Origin of the sequence: Desulfovibrio inopinatus DSM 10711, from assembly GCF_000429305.1 — a bacterium.
Taxonomy (GTDB): domain Bacteria; phylum Desulfobacterota; class Desulfovibrionia; order Desulfovibrionales; family Desulfovibrionaceae; genus Alteridesulfovibrio; species Alteridesulfovibrio inopinatus.
The window spans coordinates 121719-142757 of the sequence record NZ_KE386879.1; the positions used below are offsets into that span (position 1 = coordinate 121719).

14 protein-coding genes are annotated in these 21039 nt (G+C 47.4%); 13 read left to right on the top strand and 1 reads right to left on the bottom strand.

Annotated elements, in window-relative coordinates; translation table 11 throughout:
- Positions 1 to 9 precede the first annotated feature (9 nt).
- The 12 genes from G451_RS31275 (at position 10) to G451_RS0123105 (ending at position 16099) form a co-directional block, all read left to right on the top strand.
- On the top strand, positions 10 to 1818 hold the full coding sequence (locus G451_RS31275) for an ABC transporter ATP-binding protein (RefSeq protein ID WP_051261824.1): 1809 nt from the start codon (positions 10 to 12) through the stop codon (positions 1816 to 1818).
- Complete coding sequence (locus G451_RS0123055) at positions 1815 to 2996, top strand: glycosyltransferase (protein ID WP_027186093.1); 1182 nt, start codon at positions 1815 to 1817, stop codon at positions 2994 to 2996. Before G451_RS31275 ends, G451_RS0123055 begins: the two co-directional genes overlap by 4 nt.
- Positions 2993 to 4927, top strand: a complete 1935-nt coding sequence (locus G451_RS31280) for a hypothetical protein (RefSeq protein ID WP_051261825.1) — start codon at positions 2993 to 2995, stop codon at positions 4925 to 4927. Before G451_RS0123055 ends, G451_RS31280 begins: the two co-directional genes overlap by 4 nt.
- Positions 4928 to 5001: 74 nt before the next feature.
- Positions 5002 to 8481 carry a DNA polymerase III subunit alpha gene (gene dnaE, locus G451_RS0123065; RefSeq protein WP_027186094.1) on the top strand — a complete coding sequence of 1160 codons (3480 nt, stop codon included), beginning with the start codon at positions 5002 to 5004 and terminating at the stop codon, positions 8479 to 8481.
- Between the two features lie 33 nt (positions 8482 to 8514).
- Positions 8515 to 8940: a 6-pyruvoyl trahydropterin synthase family protein gene (locus G451_RS0123070; protein WP_034643678.1), complete on the top strand. Its 426-nt coding sequence runs from the start codon at positions 8515 to 8517 to the stop codon at positions 8938 to 8940.
- Positions 8916 to 9380 (top strand): D-aminoacyl-tRNA deacylase, encoded by a 465-nt coding sequence (dtd, locus tag G451_RS0123075; protein WP_027186096.1) that lies wholly within the window; start codon positions 8916 to 8918, stop codon positions 9378 to 9380. Before G451_RS0123070 ends, dtd begins: the two co-directional genes overlap by 25 nt.
- Before the next feature lie 5 nt (positions 9381 to 9385).
- Positions 9386 to 10534 carry a PP2C family protein-serine/threonine phosphatase gene (locus G451_RS0123080; RefSeq protein WP_027186097.1) on the top strand — a complete coding sequence of 383 codons (1149 nt, stop codon included), beginning with the start codon at positions 9386 to 9388 and terminating at the stop codon, positions 10532 to 10534.
- A complete protein-coding gene (locus G451_RS0123085; protein ID WP_027186098.1) occupies positions 10531 to 10947 on the top strand; it encodes an ATP-binding protein in 417 nt (138 codons plus the stop codon). The genes G451_RS0123080 and G451_RS0123085 overlap by 4 nt, the downstream gene beginning before the upstream one ends.
- Positions 10935 to 11279: an STAS domain-containing protein gene (locus G451_RS0123090; RefSeq protein ID WP_027186099.1), complete on the top strand. Its 345-nt coding sequence runs from the start codon at positions 10935 to 10937 to the stop codon at positions 11277 to 11279. The genes G451_RS0123085 and G451_RS0123090 overlap by 13 nt, the downstream gene beginning before the upstream one ends.
- A 4-nt stretch (positions 11280 to 11283) precedes the next feature.
- Positions 11284 to 13020, top strand: coding sequence for a CgeB family protein (locus tag G451_RS0123095; protein ID WP_156921774.1), 1737 nt, complete (start codon positions 11284 to 11286; stop codon positions 13018 to 13020).
- Positions 13017 to 14672 carry a glycosyltransferase gene (locus G451_RS31285; RefSeq protein WP_051261826.1) on the top strand — a complete coding sequence of 552 codons (1656 nt, stop codon included), beginning with the start codon at positions 13017 to 13019 and terminating at the stop codon, positions 14670 to 14672. The genes G451_RS0123095 and G451_RS31285 overlap by 4 nt, the downstream gene beginning before the upstream one ends.
- A gap of 2 nt (positions 14673 to 14674) precedes the next feature.
- Positions 14675 to 16099, top strand: coding sequence for a glycosyltransferase family 9 protein (locus G451_RS0123105; protein WP_027186101.1), 1425 nt, complete (start codon positions 14675 to 14677; stop codon positions 16097 to 16099).
- A 17-nt stretch (positions 16100 to 16116) separates the two neighbouring features.
- Here G451_RS0123105 and G451_RS31290 read toward each other — a convergent pair whose 3' ends face one another.
- Complete coding sequence (locus G451_RS31290) at positions 16117 to 16899, bottom strand: tetratricopeptide repeat protein (protein WP_051261827.1); 783 nt, start codon at positions 16897 to 16899, stop codon at positions 16117 to 16119.
- A gap of 419 nt (positions 16900 to 17318) precedes the next feature.
- On the opposite strand from G451_RS31290, the gene G451_RS0123120 reads away from it, so the two are divergent.
- Complete coding sequence (locus G451_RS0123120; protein ID WP_027186102.1) at positions 17319 to 21032, top strand: response regulator; 3714 nt, start codon at positions 17319 to 17321, stop codon at positions 21030 to 21032.
- Positions 21033 to 21039 lie beyond the last annotated feature (7 nt).

A 21039-nucleotide genomic window follows, 5' to 3' on the forward strand; every position in this document is an offset into this window, starting at 1 on the left:
GAGGTTAATATGTCGGTATTCTCTCGATTGATTCGATATTTGCGGCCGTATCGGGCGATATTTTTCGGATCACTGTGTCTGGTCGGAATCATCAGCCTGCTTGAGCTGTTGAAACCATGGCCCCTCAAGTTGGCGGTGGACCAGATTATCGGAGGCAAACCGCTTGATGTACTCGGTTTCCATATGAGTCTCGAGACCTTTTCCCCTGGTGTCATGGCTGCAGCCGTGGCACTGGGGTTGGTCTCAATCCATTTCTTTGTTGGGTTTGTTGAATTGCTCAACAATTACTTGACGATTCGTATCGGACAAAACATGGTCCACGATTTTCGCGTGGATCTTTTTGACCATATTCAACGCCAGTCATTGTTATTTCACCAACGCAAACCACCGGGCGACCTTATCTATCGGTTGATGGGCGACACCTATGCCGTTCAGAATTTGTTGATGAATGGGGTGTTCACCATTCTGACAAGCTCGTTGCTGCTCATCGGCATGGCCGTGGTGCTTGTTCATTTGGATGCTGTACTCACGCTATGCGCGTTGGCTATTATTCCACCGCTTTTTCTGATGATTCGGCTTATTAGTCGCCGTATCGGACGCTTGACGACCGAATCACACAACCTGGAAGGGCAGGTGTATTCCACCTTGGAACGAATTTTTTCCGGCATCGTACTGATTCAGGCCTATGCTGGTGAAGACCTGGAACGCGATCGCTTTGTCAATCAAAGCCGATCTTCCTTCAAAAAACTGCTCCACTTGTATTCCATGCAGACGGCCTACGGATGGTTTATCAGTGGATTGACTGCATGTGGTACAGCCTTGGTGCTGTACATTGGTGTTCGCCATGTTCTTTCTGGTAGTTTGACAACAGGTGGGATGCTCGTTTTTCTCTCCTATCTTGCCGCATTGTATTCGCCCTTGCACAATTTGAGCAGCACGGTGGCAGGGGTGCGATCGTCGTTAGCCCGCGCTGGTCGCGTCCTTGATATCATGGATGTTGATGAGGCGGTTGTGCAGTGGCCAAACGCTGAACCTCTTGGTGACAATGTTAAAGGAGAGGTTGAATTCGAGCATGTACGCTTTGGCTACACTGCGGAAAGTGACGTGTTACGTGAAATCAACCTCCATGTTCCGGCCGGAAGCACAGTCGCTATCGTTGGGAAGACCGGAGCCGGCAAAACCACACTTGTCAGTATGCTTCCTCGTTTTTTTGATCCTGCCGATGGTGCCATTCGACTGGATGGGAAAGATATTCGTGAATTTGACTTGAAAAGTTTGCGTGAACATATTTCGTTTGTTTTGCAGGATACGTATCTTTTTCCGACGTCAGTACGCGATAATATCGCTTATGGCCGACGCGGTGCGACGTTTGAAGAAGTGGAAGCAGCGGCCCGGGCAGCGGATGCACATGAGTTTATCGTGCGGTTGCCAAAGGGGTACGACACGATTCTCGGTGAAAAGGGTGCCGACCTTTCCGGAGGACAACGTCAACGTTTGTCTATTGCTCGAGCTTTGCTGAAAAATGCCCCCATGCTCATCATGGACGAACCAACTGCTTCACTCGACGCGGAAACGGAAACGGCAATTATGCATTCACTTGAATCGCTAATGGCAAATAGAACGACGTTTGTTATTGCGCACCGTTTGTCCACTGTGCGTCGCGCCGACCTTGTTGTTGTGCTTGTCGATGGCACTGTGGCCGAAATGGGCACGTATGAAGAACTGGTTGCTCAGAAGGGAGCTTTTTCCCGACTTCATGCAATGCAATTTGGAACTCCCGGTTCGACGGGGATGTCTGTTGTGGAAGGAACTTCATGAAAAAGCGTGTCATTTTGGTAACCGGTTATGCCGCAACCTATCCTTTGGGTGGAGTGGCCTGGGATTACCTTCAGTATGTCATTGGCTTGTCTCGCCTTGGCCATGAAGTCTATTACCTTGAGGACACCGGCGGCTGGATGTTCGATCCCAACCGCTTGACCTTTACCGATGACGTCACAGCCAATGCTGACTATATCCGCGATTTTTTTATGAAAGTCGCTCCTTCACTGAAAAACAATTTCTGTGTCATCGGACCGACCGGAGATTGCCACGGCTTGACCTTCAAACAGTTACAGCGACTTTGCAGTCGAGCTGACGTCTTCATCAATATTTCCGCTTCAAGTATGTTGCGGGAAGAATACTTGCGTATTCCTGTTAAGATTCTCATTGATTCTGACCCCTTGTATACGCAGGCAGATGTTCCTGATTATGTCAGCGGCCAAGTCAATGACGTTGGCCGTGATAATATCGATCGCTTGCTGCTTCACGATGTTTTTTTTAGTTTCGGTGAAAATATAGGCAATCCCGACTGTCTTGTACCAACAGACCTCTTCAATTGGCTTCCGACGCGACAACCCATGGTCCTGGATTTATGGAAGACCCAGCGACAACCCAGTCGTTCTATCTTTACAACGGTTTTGTCCTGGAAACCGAAAGAAAAAGGTCCTGTTGTGAATGGGACAGCGTATGAAGGGAAAAATGTCGAGTTTTTGCGGTTTCTTGATTTGCCTTCTCGAACCAAACAGCCGTTGGAATTGGCACTCGGAGGAGGGGAGCCGCCCAAAGACCTCCTTGCCGACAACGGATGGCGACTTGTTGATGCATTTGCTTTGTCACGCACGCCGTTTCTCTACCGTGACTATATCCAGTCGAGTATGGCTGAACTGAGTATGGCAAAAAATGCATACGTTGCATCCCGCAGCGGCTGGTTCAGTTGTCGAAGTTCTTGTTACCTGGCTGCGGGACGACCTGTCGTTGTTCAAGACACAGGGTTCGGGTGCTGTATAGAAACAGGAAAAGGAATTCTTCCATTCTCCACCCCAGAAGAGGCCGTTGCTTGTGTGGAAGAAATTACACGGGATTTTGAAACCCATTCACGGGCGGCCGTACGTATTGCCGAAGAGTACTTTCGCGCTGAAGATGTATTGACCCGACTATTGAACGAGGCGCTTTCATGACCTTAAGATGGTTTGGGGGCGTTTGTGTTCCTCTGTTTCTTCTCGCACTCTTCGTTTTACCGGTCTGTGCCGAAATTGGGATCGTGCAAGAAGATGGCGTGTGCTGGTTTGTCGATAACGATGGAAATCGATTTTATTCACGTGGGGTGACGACGGTCAACGGGAGTGTCCCCAGCGAGAAGAGCCGCGCAGGTCAAGCGTATTATTACGGGAGATACTATTCCAACAAAGCGGAGTGGAGAGACGACACCGCACAACGATTGAGAAGTTGGGGCTTTAACACCTTGGGTGGATGGTCCGACGCTGACCCAGCGTTGAATATGCCGATTGCCGTCGAGCTTGATTTAGGTCGTCAAGCGCAACTCCATTGGTTTGATGTCTTTGCTCCGGAAACGGAACATACCGTTCAACGGTTGGCCAACGAATTGACCGCGGCATATAAAGACCACCCTCAGCTCCTTGGTTTTTTTTCCGACAATGAAGTTGGATGGTGGAATGCCCCGCTTTTTCGATGGTATTTGAAACAACCATGGTCGAATTGGACAAAGCGCACGTTGTTTGCATTTTTGTATCAACGCTACGAAGGCCGTTTTGACATGTTGTGTCGAGACTTCGTTCCTGGAGATGGCGTCACCACATTCGGTGACCTCAAACATGCTGATGTCGAGTTGCGTCTTCAGCCGGGAGGGCAGGGGATTGCGACGGTCAATGCCTTTACGGCGTTGGTTGCTGGCCGCTATTATGATTTGACATGGCGTGCGCTGAAAAAAGCCGATCCGGAGGCGCTCGTTCTCGGGGATCGATTGCCGTTATATTACAACCAAGATGCCGTACTTGCCGCTCAAGGGAAAGTCGATATCTTGTCGAGTAATTACAACGTCGACACTGAAGATGGATGGGTCGCACCGTATTATTTTGAGGGATTGGCCAAATTGAATGCGGCGCCGGTTCTCGTCTCCGAATTCTTTTTTGCAGCCAATGAAAACCGCAGCGGCAATAGCAACAACGGTCACCTCATGCATGTTGATACCCAAGCTGAACGTGCTGCCGGAGCGGCACAGGCCGTCATCAACTTTTCCGGTTTTCCCAATGTCATCGGGGCGCATTGGTTCCAATATACCGACGAGCCGACAGGAGGCCGGAATGATGGCGAAGATTTCAATATGGGATTGGTCGACATCCATAACATTCCCTATGAACAGCTCGTCTCCGCTATGACGCAAGCGAATCAGCAAACCTCGCAACACCATGCACTCTCTGCCGAATGTATCGATGTATCATATTCGATTCAGGTACCTCGCCTTGCTGGGCCTATTGATGTCACGGATAACACCTTAACCGACTGGAAAAACAAAAAAGGAACACGACTCACAGGATGGGGCACGGATGCTCCCTATGTTCCATTTGGTGATGTTCATATCGGCTGGCGTCCTGAAGGAATGTATCTTTTTCATATCGGACAGAGTTATGTCGATTTCGGATTGGCGAAAGATCCGGAACAGTTTGATCCGACGGACTGCTATCGACTTGAATTCACTGTTGTCGTTGACGGTGTCTCTGTCGACCGGGTGTACTCACTTATTCCACAACGGCACCATCTCTATCCAGAACGATTTGAACCCGTTTTGTATGTCAGCACCTCTGCATCTGGTGACCATCCAGTACAAGCCGCAGCACTTGGTACCGCCCAAATTTTAGAAAAACCATTGCCGCATATTGCATTGGAAGCGTTCATTCCCGCGTCCGAACTTGTCGGCCATCTGGGGTTGACCAAAATTGAATCGGATATAAAAATTACTTGCCGCATTCGGGTGACGTCTTTTTTCCATGAGCACGTCATGTGGTTGCGCTCTTACACCGAGACAACGGGCATGTTGTCTGTTGATACCGCAACGGGGCGAGTTTTGGCGCTATCTGACTCCGCTTCCTGACCGTATTGCCGCAAGCATAATATGCTCGCGTTCTGTTTCGGCAAACCTCTATTCCCCCAAGGTTTTGTGCTGTTATGTCCGATTTTGTTCACTTACATTGTCATACGGAATTCAGTCTGCTCGACGGAGCCATTCGCCTCAAAGATTTGTGTAAAAAGGCGCTTGAGTTCAAGTCGCCGGCCGCAGCGATCACTGACCACGGCAATATGCACGGCGCCGTTACATTTTATCAGACCGCCAAAGATATGGGGATTAAGCCCATTGTCGGGTGTGAATTCTACGTTTCTCCGACGACCATGGATGACCGGTCAGCACGTTCTCCACGTGATGCAGGCTATCACCTTGTGCTGCTGGCGCAAAATTTGGCGGGGTTCAAGAATCTCCTCAAGCTTTCCACCATCGGATACACGCAAGGATTCCATTATAAACCTCGCATTGATAAAACCATTCTGGCGCAACACACTGAAGGTGTCATCGCGTTATCGGCCTGTATTAAAGGGGAAATCAACCAAGAACTTCTGAAGAGGGGCAAAGATGCGGCCAGAGAGATGGCCAAACTCTATGCCTCCATGTTTCCTGATCGATTTTATCTTGAAATTCAGCACAATGATTTGAGTGAACAGGCGAAGATCAACGCATTTTTAAAGGAACTTTCCGAAGATATGCACCTTCCTTTGGTGGCGACGAATGATTGCCATTACCTCAACAAGGAAGATGCTGAAGCGCACGATATCCTTCTCTGCATCCAGACCGCGGCATGTGTGGAAGACGAAAAACGGATGCGTTTCAATACCAAGGAGCTGTACTACCGTAGTCCGGAAGAAATGGCGGAAGCCTTTTCCGATGTGCCGCAGGCGTTGGAGAACACCTGTCGTATTGCCGAACAGGTCGATTTGAGGCTGGATCTCAAATCTCACCACTTCCCGCTGTATGTTCCGCCGAACAATATGACGCTTGATCAGGCGTTGCGGGATATGGCCGAAAAAGGACTCACAGAACGTTTGGCCAAGATGACGCATCCAGTTGATGAAGAAGCCTACTGGGACAGGCTCAATATCGAGCTTGATGTTATCAATACCATGGGGTTCCCTGGATATTTTCTTATTGTCCAAGACTTTATCGTTTGGGCAAAAAATCAGGGAATTCCAGTTGGGCCCGGTCGTGGTTCGGCAGCAGGGTCGCTGGTCGCTTTTGCGCTCAAGATTACCAACCTCGACCCGCTTCCCTATGACCTGCTGTTTGAACGCTTCCTCAATATCGAACGCGTGAGCATGCCTGATATCGACGTCGACTTTTGTGAACGTCGACGTACCGAAGTCATCAAGTATGTTTCCGAGAAATACGGCCGCGATGCCGTGGCACAGATCACGACATTCGGAACGATGAAAGCCAAAGCCGTCGTCCGGGACGTGGGTCGAGCGCTGGGGTTGTCTTTTGGTGAAACCGACCGTATCGCCAAGCTCATTCCGGAAGACCTCAAAATGACCATCGACAAAGCGTTGGATATGGAGCCGGAAATTTCTCGCCTCATGGTTGAAGATCCACGCATTGCCAAACTTATCGATGTTTCTCGGCGTCTTGAAGGCTTGGCCCGACATGCTTCCACCCATGCTGCTGGCGTTGTGGTCTCCGATGTCGATATGGTCGAATATGTACCGCTGTACCTTGGAAAAAATAAGGAAATTGTCACCCAATGGGACATGAAGCGGGTAGAAAAGATCGGCTTGATCAAGTTCGACTTTCTGGGACTGAAAACCATGACGGTTATTCAGGACGCCCTCGATATCATTCAAGAAATGGGGCACACTCCACCTGATCTCGATACGCTTTCTTTAGACGACAAAGCAACCTATGAATTATTTTCCAAAGGCGATACCGATGGCATCTTTCAGGTGGAAAGCCAGGGGATGCGTAAATACTTGCGCATGCTCAAGCCAAGCTGCTTTGAAGATCTTATCGCTATGCTGGCTCTCTATCGACCGGGGCCGCTTGGTTCGGGGATGGTGGATAAATTCATCAACCGAAAGCAAGGGCTGGAGCCGATAGAGTACCCCCATCCAGATCTGGAAGAGACATTGAAGCCGACATACGGCATTATTGTCTACCAGGAACAGGTCATGAAAATCCCACAAATTCTGGCGGGTTTTTCGCTGGGAGACGGTGACCTGTTGCGACGCGCTATGGGGAAGAAGATCGCCGAAGAAATGGCCAAGCAGCGCGACCGATTTATTGAAGGGACGCGGAAAAACAATATTGATGACAAGCAGGCCAATGAAATCTTCGACTTGATGGAAGAATTTGCAAAGTATGGCTTTAACAAATCACATAGTGCCGCTTACGCGCTCATTTCATATCACACGGCCTACCTGAAGGCACATTATCCCGTCGCCTACATGGCTGCCATTATCACATCGGATATCGACAACCAGGAAAAAGTTCTCAAATATATTGCCGATTGCCGTGATCGTGGCATTGAGGTTCTGCCCCCTGACGTCAACAAGAGTCTACGCCATTTTTCAGTGTCGGATGGAAAAATTGTTTATGGCCTCGCTGGCATCAAAAACGTCGGGGATGAAGCAATTCGTGAAATTGTCGAGCATCGCCTGCAAGATGGTCCGTACTTGAGCTTTCTTGATTTATGTTCCCGCGTGAATATGCGAAAAGTCACAAAGCGTGTCCTTGAATACCTCATCAAGAGCGGGAGCCTCGATTGTTTTGGTGTTACGCGCAATGCACTTCTTACGGGCTTGGATCGTGTTGCATCCATGGCGCAACGTCAATCGGCCGATAAGGCTTCGGGAATGCTCTCACTTTTGAGTCTGGTTCCCGAACAAGACAAAGCACCCTGTTCCGGACTTGGTCTGGACTGTGAAGAAGCAAATCTGGCTGAAATGCGTCATGAAGATAAAATGGCCTTTGAGAAAGAAGCTCTCGGTTTTTATCTGACAAGTCATCCACTTTTAGCCTATCGTCGTGATATCCATCGGTTGCGATTGCACAGTCTTGATAGTATACGAAACCTGGAAGCCGGCTTTGCCGTTAAGGTGGCGATCATGCCGGCCGGTGCGAAAGTTATTTTGACAAAAAAGGGACTCAAAATGGCATTTTGTCGTATTGAGGATCTTTCCGGTGAAGGCGAAGCAATTGTATTTCCCGAAACTTACGCGGCTCATAAAGATCAGCTTGCTTTAGATCAACCGCTTTTGCTTTCGGGTAAGATCGCCAAACAGGACGAAGAAGAAGGGCAGCCCAAAAAAGCTAAAATCATTGTTGAAGAGTTGCAGCCGTTGGCACAGGCGCTTGGTGGAGGAGATGAACCACTCCTCGTCGAGTTGGATGCCAGTCACGCAGAGTTATCATCCATGAGCACATTGCGAACGATACTGGAACGGTATCCTGGTTCTATTCGCGTTCATTTGCTCTTGCATTATGAGAAAGCTCGATGCCGACTGAAACTCAGTGATGATATCGGGGTCGGACCCTGTCCGGATTTTTGGCGTGACATTGAAGATTGGCAAGAAGCATCAACGGCTGTCCAAAGTCGCATGGCATGAAACGAGAAAATTTAGTAAGGAAGACGGGGGATTATGAAAAGACCTGCAATTAAAAAAGGTATTTTCACGCTGACCGTGGAATCGGATTTTTCCGCAGGGCATGCTTTACGCAATTATGAAGGCGCCTGTGAGAGTATGCATGGTCATAATTTTCTCGTTGAGGCGACGGTCGAAGGGGAGACTCTGCAACCCGACACGGAAATTTTACTTGATTTCAAAGAACTCAAATTTGTGCTGGGTAATGTGCTATCTAAGCTCGATCATAAGGTACTGAACGATGTGGGATATTTTCGATCACACAACCCGTCATCGGAAAATTTAGCACGCTTTATTTATTGGGAACTTGGCAAATTGCTCGACAACCATCCCGTTTCTCTGGTGAGCGTCAGTGTTTCAGAGAATAAAGGGAAAAAAGCTACTTATCGCGAAATTGTATGCGACTCGTCCTCCAACGAGTAACAGGGGCATCGGTTCGGGTCTCAGGTAAAATTGTTGCCGATATTGATACCGGCTTATTGGTTCTCGTCGGGTTTGGTGCTGAAGATGGAGATGCCATCACGCCGGTGATGTATAAAATGATCGAAAAGATGCTTGATCTCCGCATTTTTTCGGATGATACCGGAAAAATGAACAGGAGCCTCAGGGACATTACAGGAGATATTTTACTCGTTTCTCAATTTACGCTGTACGCCAGTTGCCGCAAAGGACGTCGACCTTCTTTCAGTGACGCAGCGCCACCGGATGTGGCGACGCGGCTTTTCGATTGTTTTGTGACTGATGTGGCAACGCGACATAACGGCAAAACCGCAAGCGGTATTTTTGGAGCCGATATGGACGTCTCTCTGACCAACCAGGGACCCGTCACAATCGTGCTCGATAGCCGCGACTTCAGCGAGTGAGGCGCATGAGCAACTCCATCAAAAAGCACGAGGACATCAAGGTTTTGGTCGTGGATGATTCCGTTTCCATGCTCCATGTCCTTGAAATGATTTTGGGTCGACAATACACCGTCAGAGCCGCTGCCGATGGTGATGAAGGTGTTGAGGTTTACGAGGCGTTCGCTCCCGATATCATCGTGCTGGATATGCACATGCCCAAAAAAAGCGGGTTGGAGGTTATTGCCGAAATTCGGGATACCTATGAGGATAAAGAAGTCATCATCATTGTTTTGACTGCAGATGATGCACAAGGCTTTAAAGCTCGGGCACTCAATGCCGGTGCCAACGATTTTCTTGCGAAACCGTTCGACAAGGAAGAACTCATTGCCAGAGTCGGCGTTGCTGCCAGACAGGTTCTGCTTAACCGCGAATTGCGCCTTGCGTATGAACAAATTGCCGGCGAGCTTGATCTTGTAGCCTCATTGCAGCGCAAGCTGTTGCCTGTGGACAGACCAAACGTAGAAGGTCTCCGTATTGAGTCCATGTATCGCCCTTCAGGATTGGCGAGCGGTGACTATTATGATTTCTTCTGTGTGCGTGATAATGTTGTTCGCTTCGTTGTCGCAGATGTGTCCGGACATGGAGCACGAGCCGCTTTTCTTATGGCCGTCGTCAATTCTCTCTTTCGTGTAACCATGAGCTGTGCGTTCAGCCTGGAAGAAACCTTCCGGTTAATCAATGAGCATCTTTTGCGAACGATACGGTATGAATCGGATTTCATTAGCATATTTGCTGCCGATATTGATTGCGCTGATAATTCTATGACCTATATCAATGCCGGGCATTGCCCGGCATTGTTGTCGATGGAGAATACGGTCACGCCGTTGCAAACAACCTGTCCCGTTCTTGGTTTTTTTGAGCTGGATTTCGGCGTGTCACGCCTTGAGCTTTCTCCCGGATCAGACATCTTTCTATTTACGGACGGCTGGTACGAGTGGAGGAATGAAGACGGGACAATTTACGGACTCGACGCTTTCATGGAGTTGGCTTCAAACATGATGACCGAAGGAACATTCAGCCTCGATGGACTCATGGCTGCATTGCCCTCCGGAGAATCAGAACCCCTATTTCGGGACGATGTGACCGCATTGAGGCTGACGTTGGAGGCGGTGTGAATTCCTTTATTCTCAAAACTCGTTCCCACCCAGCGGAAAGCCGTCAAATGGCCCGCAATATTGTGGAACGACTTTCTGTTGATCTGAATGACTCCGATGTACTGCATGATCTCGACATCATTTTGACAGAAGCCTGTGCTAACGTCGCCCGCCATGCGTACGGCGGACGAGCCGGTGACCTTGAAGTTCGTGTTTATGTCGATAAGCCCCGACAGATAGAAATGGAAGTTATCGACTGGGGTAAGGGGTTCGGAGAAAACGTTACATTCACCAATGCCAGTCCAGAATCAGAATGTGGGCGGGGGTTGTATCTTATCTCCAGACTTTCCGATTTCTGTGAGATTCGCGTGGTTGGAGAAAAGAATATTATGTACATTCGCAAAAAAGTTGGGAAAATGTCGTGGAAAAACTAAACGTCTGCAACAAAAACGGCGCTGCAATTATCGATTATGAAGGGGAGATTACAATCGAAATCACCCCGGAAATCAAACAAGTCATCTCTGAAGTCATTGAAAACAATGATGTTTCTGCCGTTGTGCTTGATCTTTCTCGTGTCTCATTTATGGACAGTTCCGGCATTGGCTTCCTCGTCTCCTGTAATACGCGTTTGCAAAATGCAGGAAAGGAGCTTTTTTTATATCGCCCCAGTAGCCAGGTCTGCAAAACGTTGGAATTGGTGCAGCTTCTTAACTTTTTTGAAGTTGCTGAAGACGAAGACGAACTGACAGCACTGTTGCCGGAATAGGGTATTGTTTATCGGGCAACGAACGATTTCGCCTGTACTCCGTGATGGGCGCCTCATTGATATTCGTGTTGAGCACGACGGTAAAACTCGTCATTTGTTTGGCCGAAACGGAGCAACACAAGAACGCGCTCTGGCTGAAGAAGCGACTCACCAGCCCGGTCTCACGGTTTTTTTGGGAAGTGGACTGGGACAAGCGATTGATTCATTTATAACAACCACAGGTCGGCCTGTGGTTGTTGTGGATTGTGAAACAGATATCCTCACATGCACAGGACTTAAAGACCGGAGTAATTTTTCCGCTGTTATCTGGTTACATCCAAGTGCAAACGATATTACTGCGGTCGCTGCTCAAATCTCGGACATTGCAGCAGAACTCGGTTACGAAGCCATCCATTGTGTTGCCCTGCCAGCCTATTTTCGGATAAACCCGGACTTTTACAAAGCACTATATACGGTTTTGAATCAACCCGAGTTGAATGTCGCATCGCATGGTTCAACTGAACATCATAGAAGCATAGAACATCTACGTTCGTCCGTGCAACATGTTCGGGTAAGACATTGGCCACCGCGTGTGCTATTATTGACGTCCAAGCTTTTTCTCATGGGTGAGGTCATGGCGGCCTTTGACCGGCTTCATGTACCGTATCGCTATGTCGATCTCGCCGACGTCACCGATGCCGAAACTTTTGTCTCCCTGTTATTGTCTCATATTGAGACCTTCCAACCGGATTTCATTCTGACGGTCAATCATCTTGGCGTAGACCGGGAAGGGGTTCTTGCCGAGCTATTAAGACGCCTGGACCTCCCGTTGGCCAGTTGGTTCGTGGATAATCCCGAGCTGATGCTTGCCATGTATACGGATCCGGTCATACCAAATTGTGCCGTTTTTACGTGGGACGCCGACAATGTGGAGAGTCTGCGCCTACTCGGATTTCCGCTTGTCGAATATCTTCCTTTGGCTGTCGATGAACGGCGATTTCATCCACGACGACAGCTTCCTTCGCACCACCCATGGCGGACACCGATTTCATTTGTAGGCAACTCCATGGTGCTGAAAACGCGCAAACGTCTGGAGACTGCGAATCCTGATCCTGAACTCGCGTCTCTTGCTCCAGACTTAGCCCGTTCGTTTTGCCATCATGGAGCAACCTCGGTCCGTCTCTTTCTTGAACATGAACATCCTCGCGCGGCGGCGCTCTGCGATGCGCTTGATTCTGCCGAACGCCGGCTTGCGTTTGAAACCTATATCGCATGGGAAGCGACACGATTATATCGTCGTGAATGTCTTGAATGTATTATGCCATTCAATCCCCTGTTGATTGGTGATCCCGGCTGGCTTGAAACGTTCAGTGGAGAAGGGCTGGTGTGGCGTTGGCATAAAGAAGTTTCCTACTACGATGATTTGCCGCTTCTTTATCCGCTTTCAGCCATCAATTTCAACGCGACGAGCATGCAAATGAAAGGTGCCGTTAATCAACGCGTGTTTGATGTGCCGGCATGTAAATCATTTTTAATAACGGACCGCCGACGACAACTCGAGTCCCTTTTCGAGCCAGGACGCGAAGTCGTTGTATATGATTCTCCGCAGGAAATTCATGATTTGGTTCGCCACTTTCGCGACCGACCAACGGAACGACAGCGCGTAGCCGAAGCCGGGCATCGTCGTGTTGTAGCTGAACATACCTATGTAAAGCGATTGAGTACACTTTTGGAGGCCATGCGAGCAGGGTTTGGATTATGACGTCATTTTTCGACAATTCCCAGATTCCCGAATCGTTCGTTGTTGCCCTTCTTGCCGGAGCGTCAACCGCACAGCCTGTCCGGGTGGCGGCGGAGGCAGCACAACAAGCCGGTCTGACATCCTTGGCGAATGCATGTCTGGAACTTGCCGTATGTCAGGATCCCTTTGACAAAAACGTTGCCGCGCAATTGCTTCAGGCTGCAAACCATGGGGGAAGTATCTCGCCCGTTGCACGGGATATAGCCACCCTCTCGATGAACCGGCCCGACGCGCCTTCTGATCGATACCTTGATCGTTTAATTGAAAAACGAGATTTTTCCAAAATCCTTTCGTATCTTGAAACACAGCTCAAAAGAAGTTCACCCGATGCTGTGTTGGAACGCTTGCGTCAATTCTTACTTTTTGCCGTAGGAGAACATGCCTTTGAGCGTGCTGCCACCGTATTGGAGCACCATGTTCCCGAGCCTTTTGCTCCGTGGCGTGACCTCGTCATGGCTGAAATGGCAATCCTTGATGCCCAATGGGAACACGCAGTCCAATACGCTTTGGCTGCATGGGAACGCTGGCCAACGCCACGAAGCGGTCTTCTTTTAGCGCAAGCATACCTTGGAGGAGAGGAACGGACTGGCGCTCTTGACGTCTTGTGGCGCCAGGCTCGAACATATCCATGGCATACCGAGACCGTATTGCGACTCTTCGAACTGGAAACAAAGCGAGATACGCTCTGTACCCATATCGACGGAAGTATCCACGTTGCATTGTACACGTATAACAAAGCAACCGATCTTGAGTCTTGCCTTCGATATCTTTCCCGATCGGACTGGTCGTGGGTTAATGGGCAGGTCTTCATAACCATTTTGGATAATGCGAGTAGTGACGACACCCCGGAAGTTGTATCGGCATTTTCTCAACATATGGCCGACCATCCTTCCCTCAGTGTCAAAACAATTCGCCTCCCGATCAATATCGGTGCCCCAGCTGCCCGAAATTGGCTTCTATCTCTTGAAGAGACGAAGAACGCTGCATGGTGCGCATTTCTTGATGACGATGCCCTCGTGCCGAAGGATTGGCTTGGTCGTTTTGGAACTGCCATTGCCGCGTACCCCGACGCTGGCGTTTATGGATGTCTTATCCGTGATCATGTGCGCCAAGGACATGTTCAAAGTGCTGATGTCTTTCTTCTCCCGGAGCATGACGTTACAGATGGAGGCCGACGGTTCCACATCTCAACGGTCCACCTTCAGAATCTCGATCTTGGTGTGCGTGCATTTATCCGGCCGTGTGCAACCGTGACAGGTTGTTGTCATCTGTTCAAGACTGATATTCTTTTAGATATCGGGAATTTTGACATTCGGTATTCACCATCTCAGTATGACGACCTCGACCACGACATTCGGATACTCCTTTCAGAGAAGACGCCTGTGTATCAAGGGCATCTCGCCGTATCGCATCTCAAGTCGACGGGCCGTGCCGGTGCTCAAGGAGGAGCAGCCTATGCTATGGGGTTTGCCAACCAGGTCAAACTGCATAACAACTATACACCAGATGATTTCAACAAAGCGATAAATTTTGCATTTCAAGCAGCCCGCAACGATCTTGCGCAGAAGTGCCGTGTACTTGGTCTGGAGTATCCGTCAGAGGATACGGAGTAGAGATGAGTATGCCGCATCGCCCAATACTTGTTCTTCAAATGCTGCGTATGGGGGATTTGGTTTTATCATTTCCATTGTTTCTTTGGCTGTCCAGAATGTATCCCGATCACCCCATCTGGGTGGTGGCAGAGCCAACGTTTTATAAGGGGCTCATGCCGCTCAGTCCACACGTCACCTATTTTCCGTGGACCGCAACGGACCAACTCAAACAGCATCACTATCATCTCATTGTCAATTTAAGTCACCGTATAGAAGCCGCCAAACTATGCGGTATGTTGGAAGCTGATGAAAAAATAGGGCCTTTGGAAGAGAAAGGCGGTGTCCACCGTATCCGTGGAGATTGGCAATTGTATCGGGCATCGATTGTCCAAAATAATCGGCATAATCGGTATCATTATGCCGATCTCAATGCATTGGACATCATTCCCCAGCGCATCATCGCCGCAACACGTTGGAGTCGACCACAACGTCAGGTTCCATCAAACCGTCGTTTTCGTGTGGGGGTATTCATCGGAGCGAGCCAGCCGGAAAAACGACCTGATATTCAATTCAGTGCTTCATTTATTGATGCACTGGATAAACGTGGCATTCATACGGTATTGTTTGGTGGACCAGGAGAAAAAGAACTGGGGCTCTCCATTCAAAAGGCGACTTCGGCCCGATTGGTTAATATGTGCGGCCGGTTGACTCTGGCAGAGTTGTTCAAAGTCGGTATGGAAATGGATCTCTTTGTCACACCGGACACTGGCCCCATGCATGTGGCAGCATGGGCAGGCATTCCCGTCTTCAATCTTTCCATGGGGCCGGTAAATCCTTGGGAAACTGGTCCATATCAACCCGGACATTACGTACTTCGCGCTGCTGTAAGTTGCCTGGGGTGTTGGTCTTGCTCGGTTGACGGTGCATTTTGCCGTCCACACTTTCAACCTGAAATTACGGCGAGCCTCATTCGGCGATTACTCGCAACAGACCGACATTCAATACGTTTCCGCAGCCCGGGATTGAAATTGTTTTGTTCCACACGAGATACATCAGGGCTGTATGACTTGTCTCCTGTTGGGTTACCAGAAGACGAAGCAAGTTTACGTGAAAGGATTGCCCAATTTTGGAAAGCGTGGTTTGCGGAAATATTTCAGGTAACAACTCCCGTGTCATCCCATGTAATTTTTTGCGATTTGGCAGAGACGCATCCTCGCCTTATGCCTGTTTGGCGCCGTCAATTGCTCCATCTTGGCGCTCTTATTCGAAACGGTGTCGCGACAAACGCATCCCCCCCCCACAACGCATTTTGGAAAGAGTTCATTCCTATTCTCCGGCCATTGAGCGGGTATATTCAATTGATATTGGAAAATAATGATTACTCAAAGGATGCGTGGAGAAAGACACTGCATCTCTATGCGCAGTTAGCGGACGTGGTGCATGTGTGATGATTACGTTGACGAATTCATGACATGAGCACATCGTCAAGTGGGGAGTTCGTTTTCATATTTTCTAAGGCATTATAAAATTGACGTGCTTCTTTCATAGCTGGATTTATTTGAAGGCTCTTCTTCAAAAAATGCTTTGCACTACGAATTTTCCCAAGCTCATAAAAAGTCCTTGCCATATTGTAGAGAAGATTTTCATCGCTCTTGCAGAGCTTATACGCACGGGCATAATAGTGTAACGCTTCAGTATACATGCGGTTTTTTCTTAGCTTTATACCGAACTCGTTAAAAAGATGTTTATGTTCAGCTTCAAACGGTGCATTTAATCGTACAATTTTTTTGAAAATAATTTCGGCATTATGATTTTCCCCTCTGTCGAGATATGTAAGCCCTAAGCCAAACGTTGCCCTGACATGCTCTTCATCAAGTCTCAATGCATTTTTGTATTCAAATTCTGCCGAAAAAAGTTCTCCACGTTGCCGGTGTAAGTCCCCTTTATTGACGGTACGCTCAAGCGTCCGCATGATGGGAACGACTTTATTGAGATAAATGGATGGCTCAGGAATATAGTCACGTAAAAGAGTATTACGTGCTATTTCCCGTTTTCGACCTGTCGGAATAAAATTCCTGTTGAGTCGTTGCGCAAGAAGACGCCCATCATCTTGCTCTTCAATTAAAAAAAACAGGTAGTCTTGAGCTTGTTGTCTGGATGGGCCGCGTCCCAAATAGACAGAAGCTTGTGTCGAAAACACGCCACGAAGCGGTTTTCTGAGAGGAGGTGTATCCTGTTCGCCTGACATTGACCAAATCCCTTTGTTGCGCAACACGCTCTGGTCGACTGAAGCTCATACTACGCGATTTTTATCGCTTGCAAAAAGCATGCTCTTTTTGCAGATAAAAAGCAAGATATGAAGTTTGAAGTTTCATTTAAAGGGTTTTCTATGAATTTACACTATGGGATGCGTTATGGCGTTCGTTTGTTGACTGCAAAGATTGTCTTGTAGAAAATATCTGGCAATATTCTTTGTTTAACATACGGAGCTGACTTGTTATTACGCTATTTGAAAAAACTATCTATCGCTTTACCTTCCAAAATTTCGTAAGCTGAGCTATCTTTAATTCCTAAAGCAGTAAAGAACAGCCCCGATCGAACGGATAAACAAAGATTCGTGCGGTTTTGTGCAGTACTTCATATCCATGAAAGATATCAGGAAACGCCATGAGCATAAAGAAACTTCGGATTGGTGTGAGACTCTTTTTAGGCTTTGGTCTTATGTTTTTATTGACAGTCTCCGTTGGGACTTTGGCTCTCTATGAGTTGTTTCAGCTTTCTCAACTTACTGTCGATATGTATAACCACCCCTTTACGGTTACGAAAGCTCTTCGCGACATCCGTACCCAAGTCATGATTATCGACGAGCTCGTTCAGCCTTTACGAGATAAACCAGATGATTTTCGATGGGAGTCCTTTCTTCATGATTTAGATCAACATGATCAAATCGTGCAGGATTTATTTCGACGTGTTGAAGCTCGTTTTCTTGGAGATCCGGATGAAATAAAAGCGTTGAGAGGTAGCATCGATATATGGGTTCGTCATTTACGAGACAATGCAACATCGGAAATGTCCTTTTCAGGCCCGCTTTTCAAGTCTATCGTATCCGGTTCACGCATTCATATGCAGGAAATAGAGTCAAAAATTCAACCAATGATACTCTTCGCTGATAATAAGGCGTTGTCGTTTCTTGAAACAGCTAAGCAAACAAAAGAATTGTATTCATGGATTCTTGTTGCTGTACTTATTCTCGCGGCATTTGTGGGTGTTCTTATTTCTTTCGTTATTACTCGTGGAATTATCACACCATTGTCTGAAGTTGTCAGCAGTATGCAACAACTTGCTCAAGGAGATATCAGTGAAGAGCTCGCACTTGATCGTGGTGATGAGCTTGGAGAATTAGCAACATCATTTAAAGATATCAGAGAGAGTTTGAAAAATAAAATTCTTTTGGCAGATAAAATAGCTCAAGGAAAATACGATATTCATTCGACAATGGTATCTGACAATGATGCGCTTGGCCAAGCACTTGATGCTATGACCACGGCACTTCGAGGATATGCCGAACAACGAGCATTGGAGAACTGGTTGAAGACTGGCCGCAATGAATTAAGTGCTCGCCTCGTTGGAGAACACACGATTGAAGAATTGGCCGAAATTGTCATCCGTTTTCTTGCGAATTATCTTGATGCACAAATTGGAGCATTGTATGTGTTTGAGAAGGATACGCGTTTACACCTTGTTGCAGGTTATGCCTTTGATAAACGAAAGCACTTAGCCAATATATTTGAGCTCGGGCAAGGACTTGTCGGTCAAGCTGCACGAGAAAAACATATCATATCTATCACATCGATCCCTGAAGACTATATACGCATAAATTCATCTTTTGGAGACACACAACCGAGAAATATTGTCGTTGTTCCTGTTCTTCATGAAAATGTTGTCATAGCTGTTATTGAATTGGGGGCATTTACAGAATTTTCTGATGAGAAGTTGGAATTTCTGCAAAGTGTTATTGATTACATTGGAATATCATTTCAAACAATTCAAAATCAAGAAAAACTCCGTTATCTCCTCGAGCAAAGCCATATTCAATCTCAGCAACTTCAATCCCAGCAAGAAGAGTTACGTGCGATTAATGAAGAACTTGAACAACAAGCTCACGAACTTCGAAGTTCAGAAGAAGAGTTGCAGGCTCAGCAAGAGGAACTTCAAGCAAGCAATGCAGATCTTGAAAAGAAAAATGATTTTCTCGAAAAACAGCAGGCGGAAATCCATCTCAAAAACATCGAATTAGAAAATATTCGAGAAGGGCTTGAAGAGAAAGCACATGAATTGGAGTTATCAACACGATATAAATCACAATTTTTAGCCAATATGTCCCATGAATTACGTACTCCGCTCAACAGCCTTCTCCTGTTATCCCACAGCCTCATGGACAATGAGCGTGGCAATCTTGATGATGACCAAGTTGAGTTCGCACGAGTTATTTATAAAAGTGGAAACGACCTCCTGACTCTTATTAATGAAATTCTGGATCTATCAAAAATAGAATCGGGTAAACTGTCTGTCCACATTGAAGAATTTCCTATCGAATCAATATCGGAATCGTTGACCTCTCTCTTTACACCCATGACGCAAGAGAAGGGGCTGGAGTTCTCTGTTACTATTGACTCCACACTCCCCGAGCACATTCAGTCTGACCGACAGCGAGTTGAGCAAGTTTTACGAAATTTACTGTCCAATGCAGTCAAATTTTGCACGACTGGAAGTGTACATGTACGCTTTTATCGACCTGACACTGATATTGATTTGACACGAAGTGGACTTGATCCAAAAAGTACACTGGCTATTGATGTCGTTGATACAGGAATTGGGATTCCCCAAAAAGACCAAAAAGTCATCTTTGAAGCGTTCCAGCAGGTCGATGGCGGTACCGCACGTCAATTTGGCGGCACAGGGTTAGGGCTTTCCATCTCACGAGAATTATCCAAAAAGCTCGGTGGTGAAATCCATCTGCAGAGCGAAGAGGGAAAAGGATCGACATTTACGTTATATCTGCCGTTTCGATGTCGTGACACAGAGACTGTATGCGAGCCGATTCCATCTCCTCCTATACAAGACGCTGTGGACAATCGCCCCTACCGTATCGATAAAGGTGTTGAATCTTGGACGCTGGAAGATGATCGGAATGATCTCGAGGCGACAAGTCGAACCATACTGATTATTGAAGATGACCCTCATTTCGCTCAAATTCTTCTCGACATGTGTCATGCCAAAGGATTTTTGGGTGTTGTGACACCCAGTGGGGAAGAAGGATTAAAATTGGTTCCATCGGTGAACCCACAGGGAATAATTCTCGACATCCGGCTTCCTGGCATGGACGGTTTAGCGGTGTTAGATAAGTTGAAGCAGAAAACAGAATTTCGTCACATTCCTGTCCACATTATCTCCGCAATGGAAGTTGGGAGAGATGCGCTCCAAAGAGGGGCAATAGGTTTTCTCTCGAAACCCGCCAGCCGTGCAGGCCTCAACAAGGTTTTTGACCAACTGACGGATATAATGGAAAAAGAGATAAAGGACCTCTTGCTCGTCGAAGATGATCAAGACATGCGTCAGGCCGTAACGAGTCTTATAGGTGATCCGAGCATTGTGATTCATGATGCAGCAACTGGAGCACAAGCTCTTGAGGCACTTTCCACGAAGAAATTTGATTGCATGATATTGGATTTAGGCCTTCCTGATATGACAGGTATTGAGCTCCTTGATCATCTTCAGAACAATCATACTGAGAATATACCACCTGTAATCGTATATACAGGAAGAGAGCTTGATAAAGACGAGGAACTTGCACTGCATGAATACGCACAATCCATTATTATTAAAGGAGCAAAATCGGAGGAACGACTTCTTGATGAAACGTCGTTGTTCTTGCATCAGATGGTTTCGACCATGCCATCAAGAAAACAAGCGCTGTTGTCGCACCTGAATGACAAGGATGCCGTACTGAAAGAAAAAAATATTTTACTTGTGGATGACGACATGCGGAATCTGTTTGCGTTGGCTCAAATTCTTAAGGAAAAAGGGCTTTCTGTTATCAAAGCGGAAGATGGTCAAAAAGCTGTTGATATTCTTCAAGGAGAAAGCAGCGTGGACCTCGTACTACTTGATATTATGATGCCGGAAATGGACGGATATGAAACGGCAAAACATATTCGCTCCATGCCACATCGTCACCAACTACCAATTATCGCTTTAACAGCAAAGGCGATGCCTGAGGACAGAGGGAAATGCCTGGCCGCCGGGGCAAATGATTATTTACAAAAACCCGTGGATATCAATCGATTGTTGTCTATGATGCGGGTCTGGTTATCGAAGTAAAGGGAAT

Excerpts from the sequence above, each read along its gene's own strand:
- G451_RS31285 (WP_051261826.1), top strand. The coding sequence starts at position 13,017 with ATGACGTCATTTTTCGACAATTCCCAGATTCCCGAATCGTTCGTTGTT.
- G451_RS0123080 (WP_027186097.1), top strand. The coding sequence starts at position 9,386 with ATGAGCAACTCCATCAAAAAGCACGAGGACATCAAGGTTTTGGTCGTG.
- dnaE (WP_027186094.1), top strand. The coding sequence starts at position 5,002 with ATGTCCGATTTTGTTCACTTACATTGTCATACGGAATTCAGTCTGCTC.
- G451_RS0123055 (WP_027186093.1), top strand. The coding sequence starts at position 1,815 with ATGAAAAAGCGTGTCATTTTGGTAACCGGTTATGCCGCAACCTATCCT.
- G451_RS0123120 (WP_027186102.1), top strand. The coding sequence starts at position 17,319 with ATGAGCATAAAGAAACTTCGGATTGGTGTGAGACTCTTTTTAGGCTTT.
- G451_RS31280 (WP_051261825.1), top strand. The coding sequence starts at position 2,993 with ATGACCTTAAGATGGTTTGGGGGCGTTTGTGTTCCTCTGTTTCTTCTC.
- G451_RS31275 (WP_051261824.1), top strand. The coding sequence starts at position 10 with ATGTCGGTATTCTCTCGATTGATTCGATATTTGCGGCCGTATCGGGCG.
- G451_RS0123070 (WP_034643678.1), top strand. The coding sequence starts at position 8,515 with ATGAAAAGACCTGCAATTAAAAAAGGTATTTTCACGCTGACCGTGGAA.
- dtd (WP_027186096.1), top strand. The coding sequence starts at position 8,916 with ATGCGACTCGTCCTCCAACGAGTAACAGGGGCATCGGTTCGGGTCTCA.
- G451_RS0123105 (WP_027186101.1), top strand. The coding sequence starts at position 14,675 with ATGAGTATGCCGCATCGCCCAATACTTGTTCTTCAAATGCTGCGTATG.
- G451_RS31290 (WP_051261827.1), bottom strand. The coding sequence starts at position 16,899 with ATGTCAGGCGAACAGGATACACCTCCTCTCAGAAAACCGCTTCGTGGC.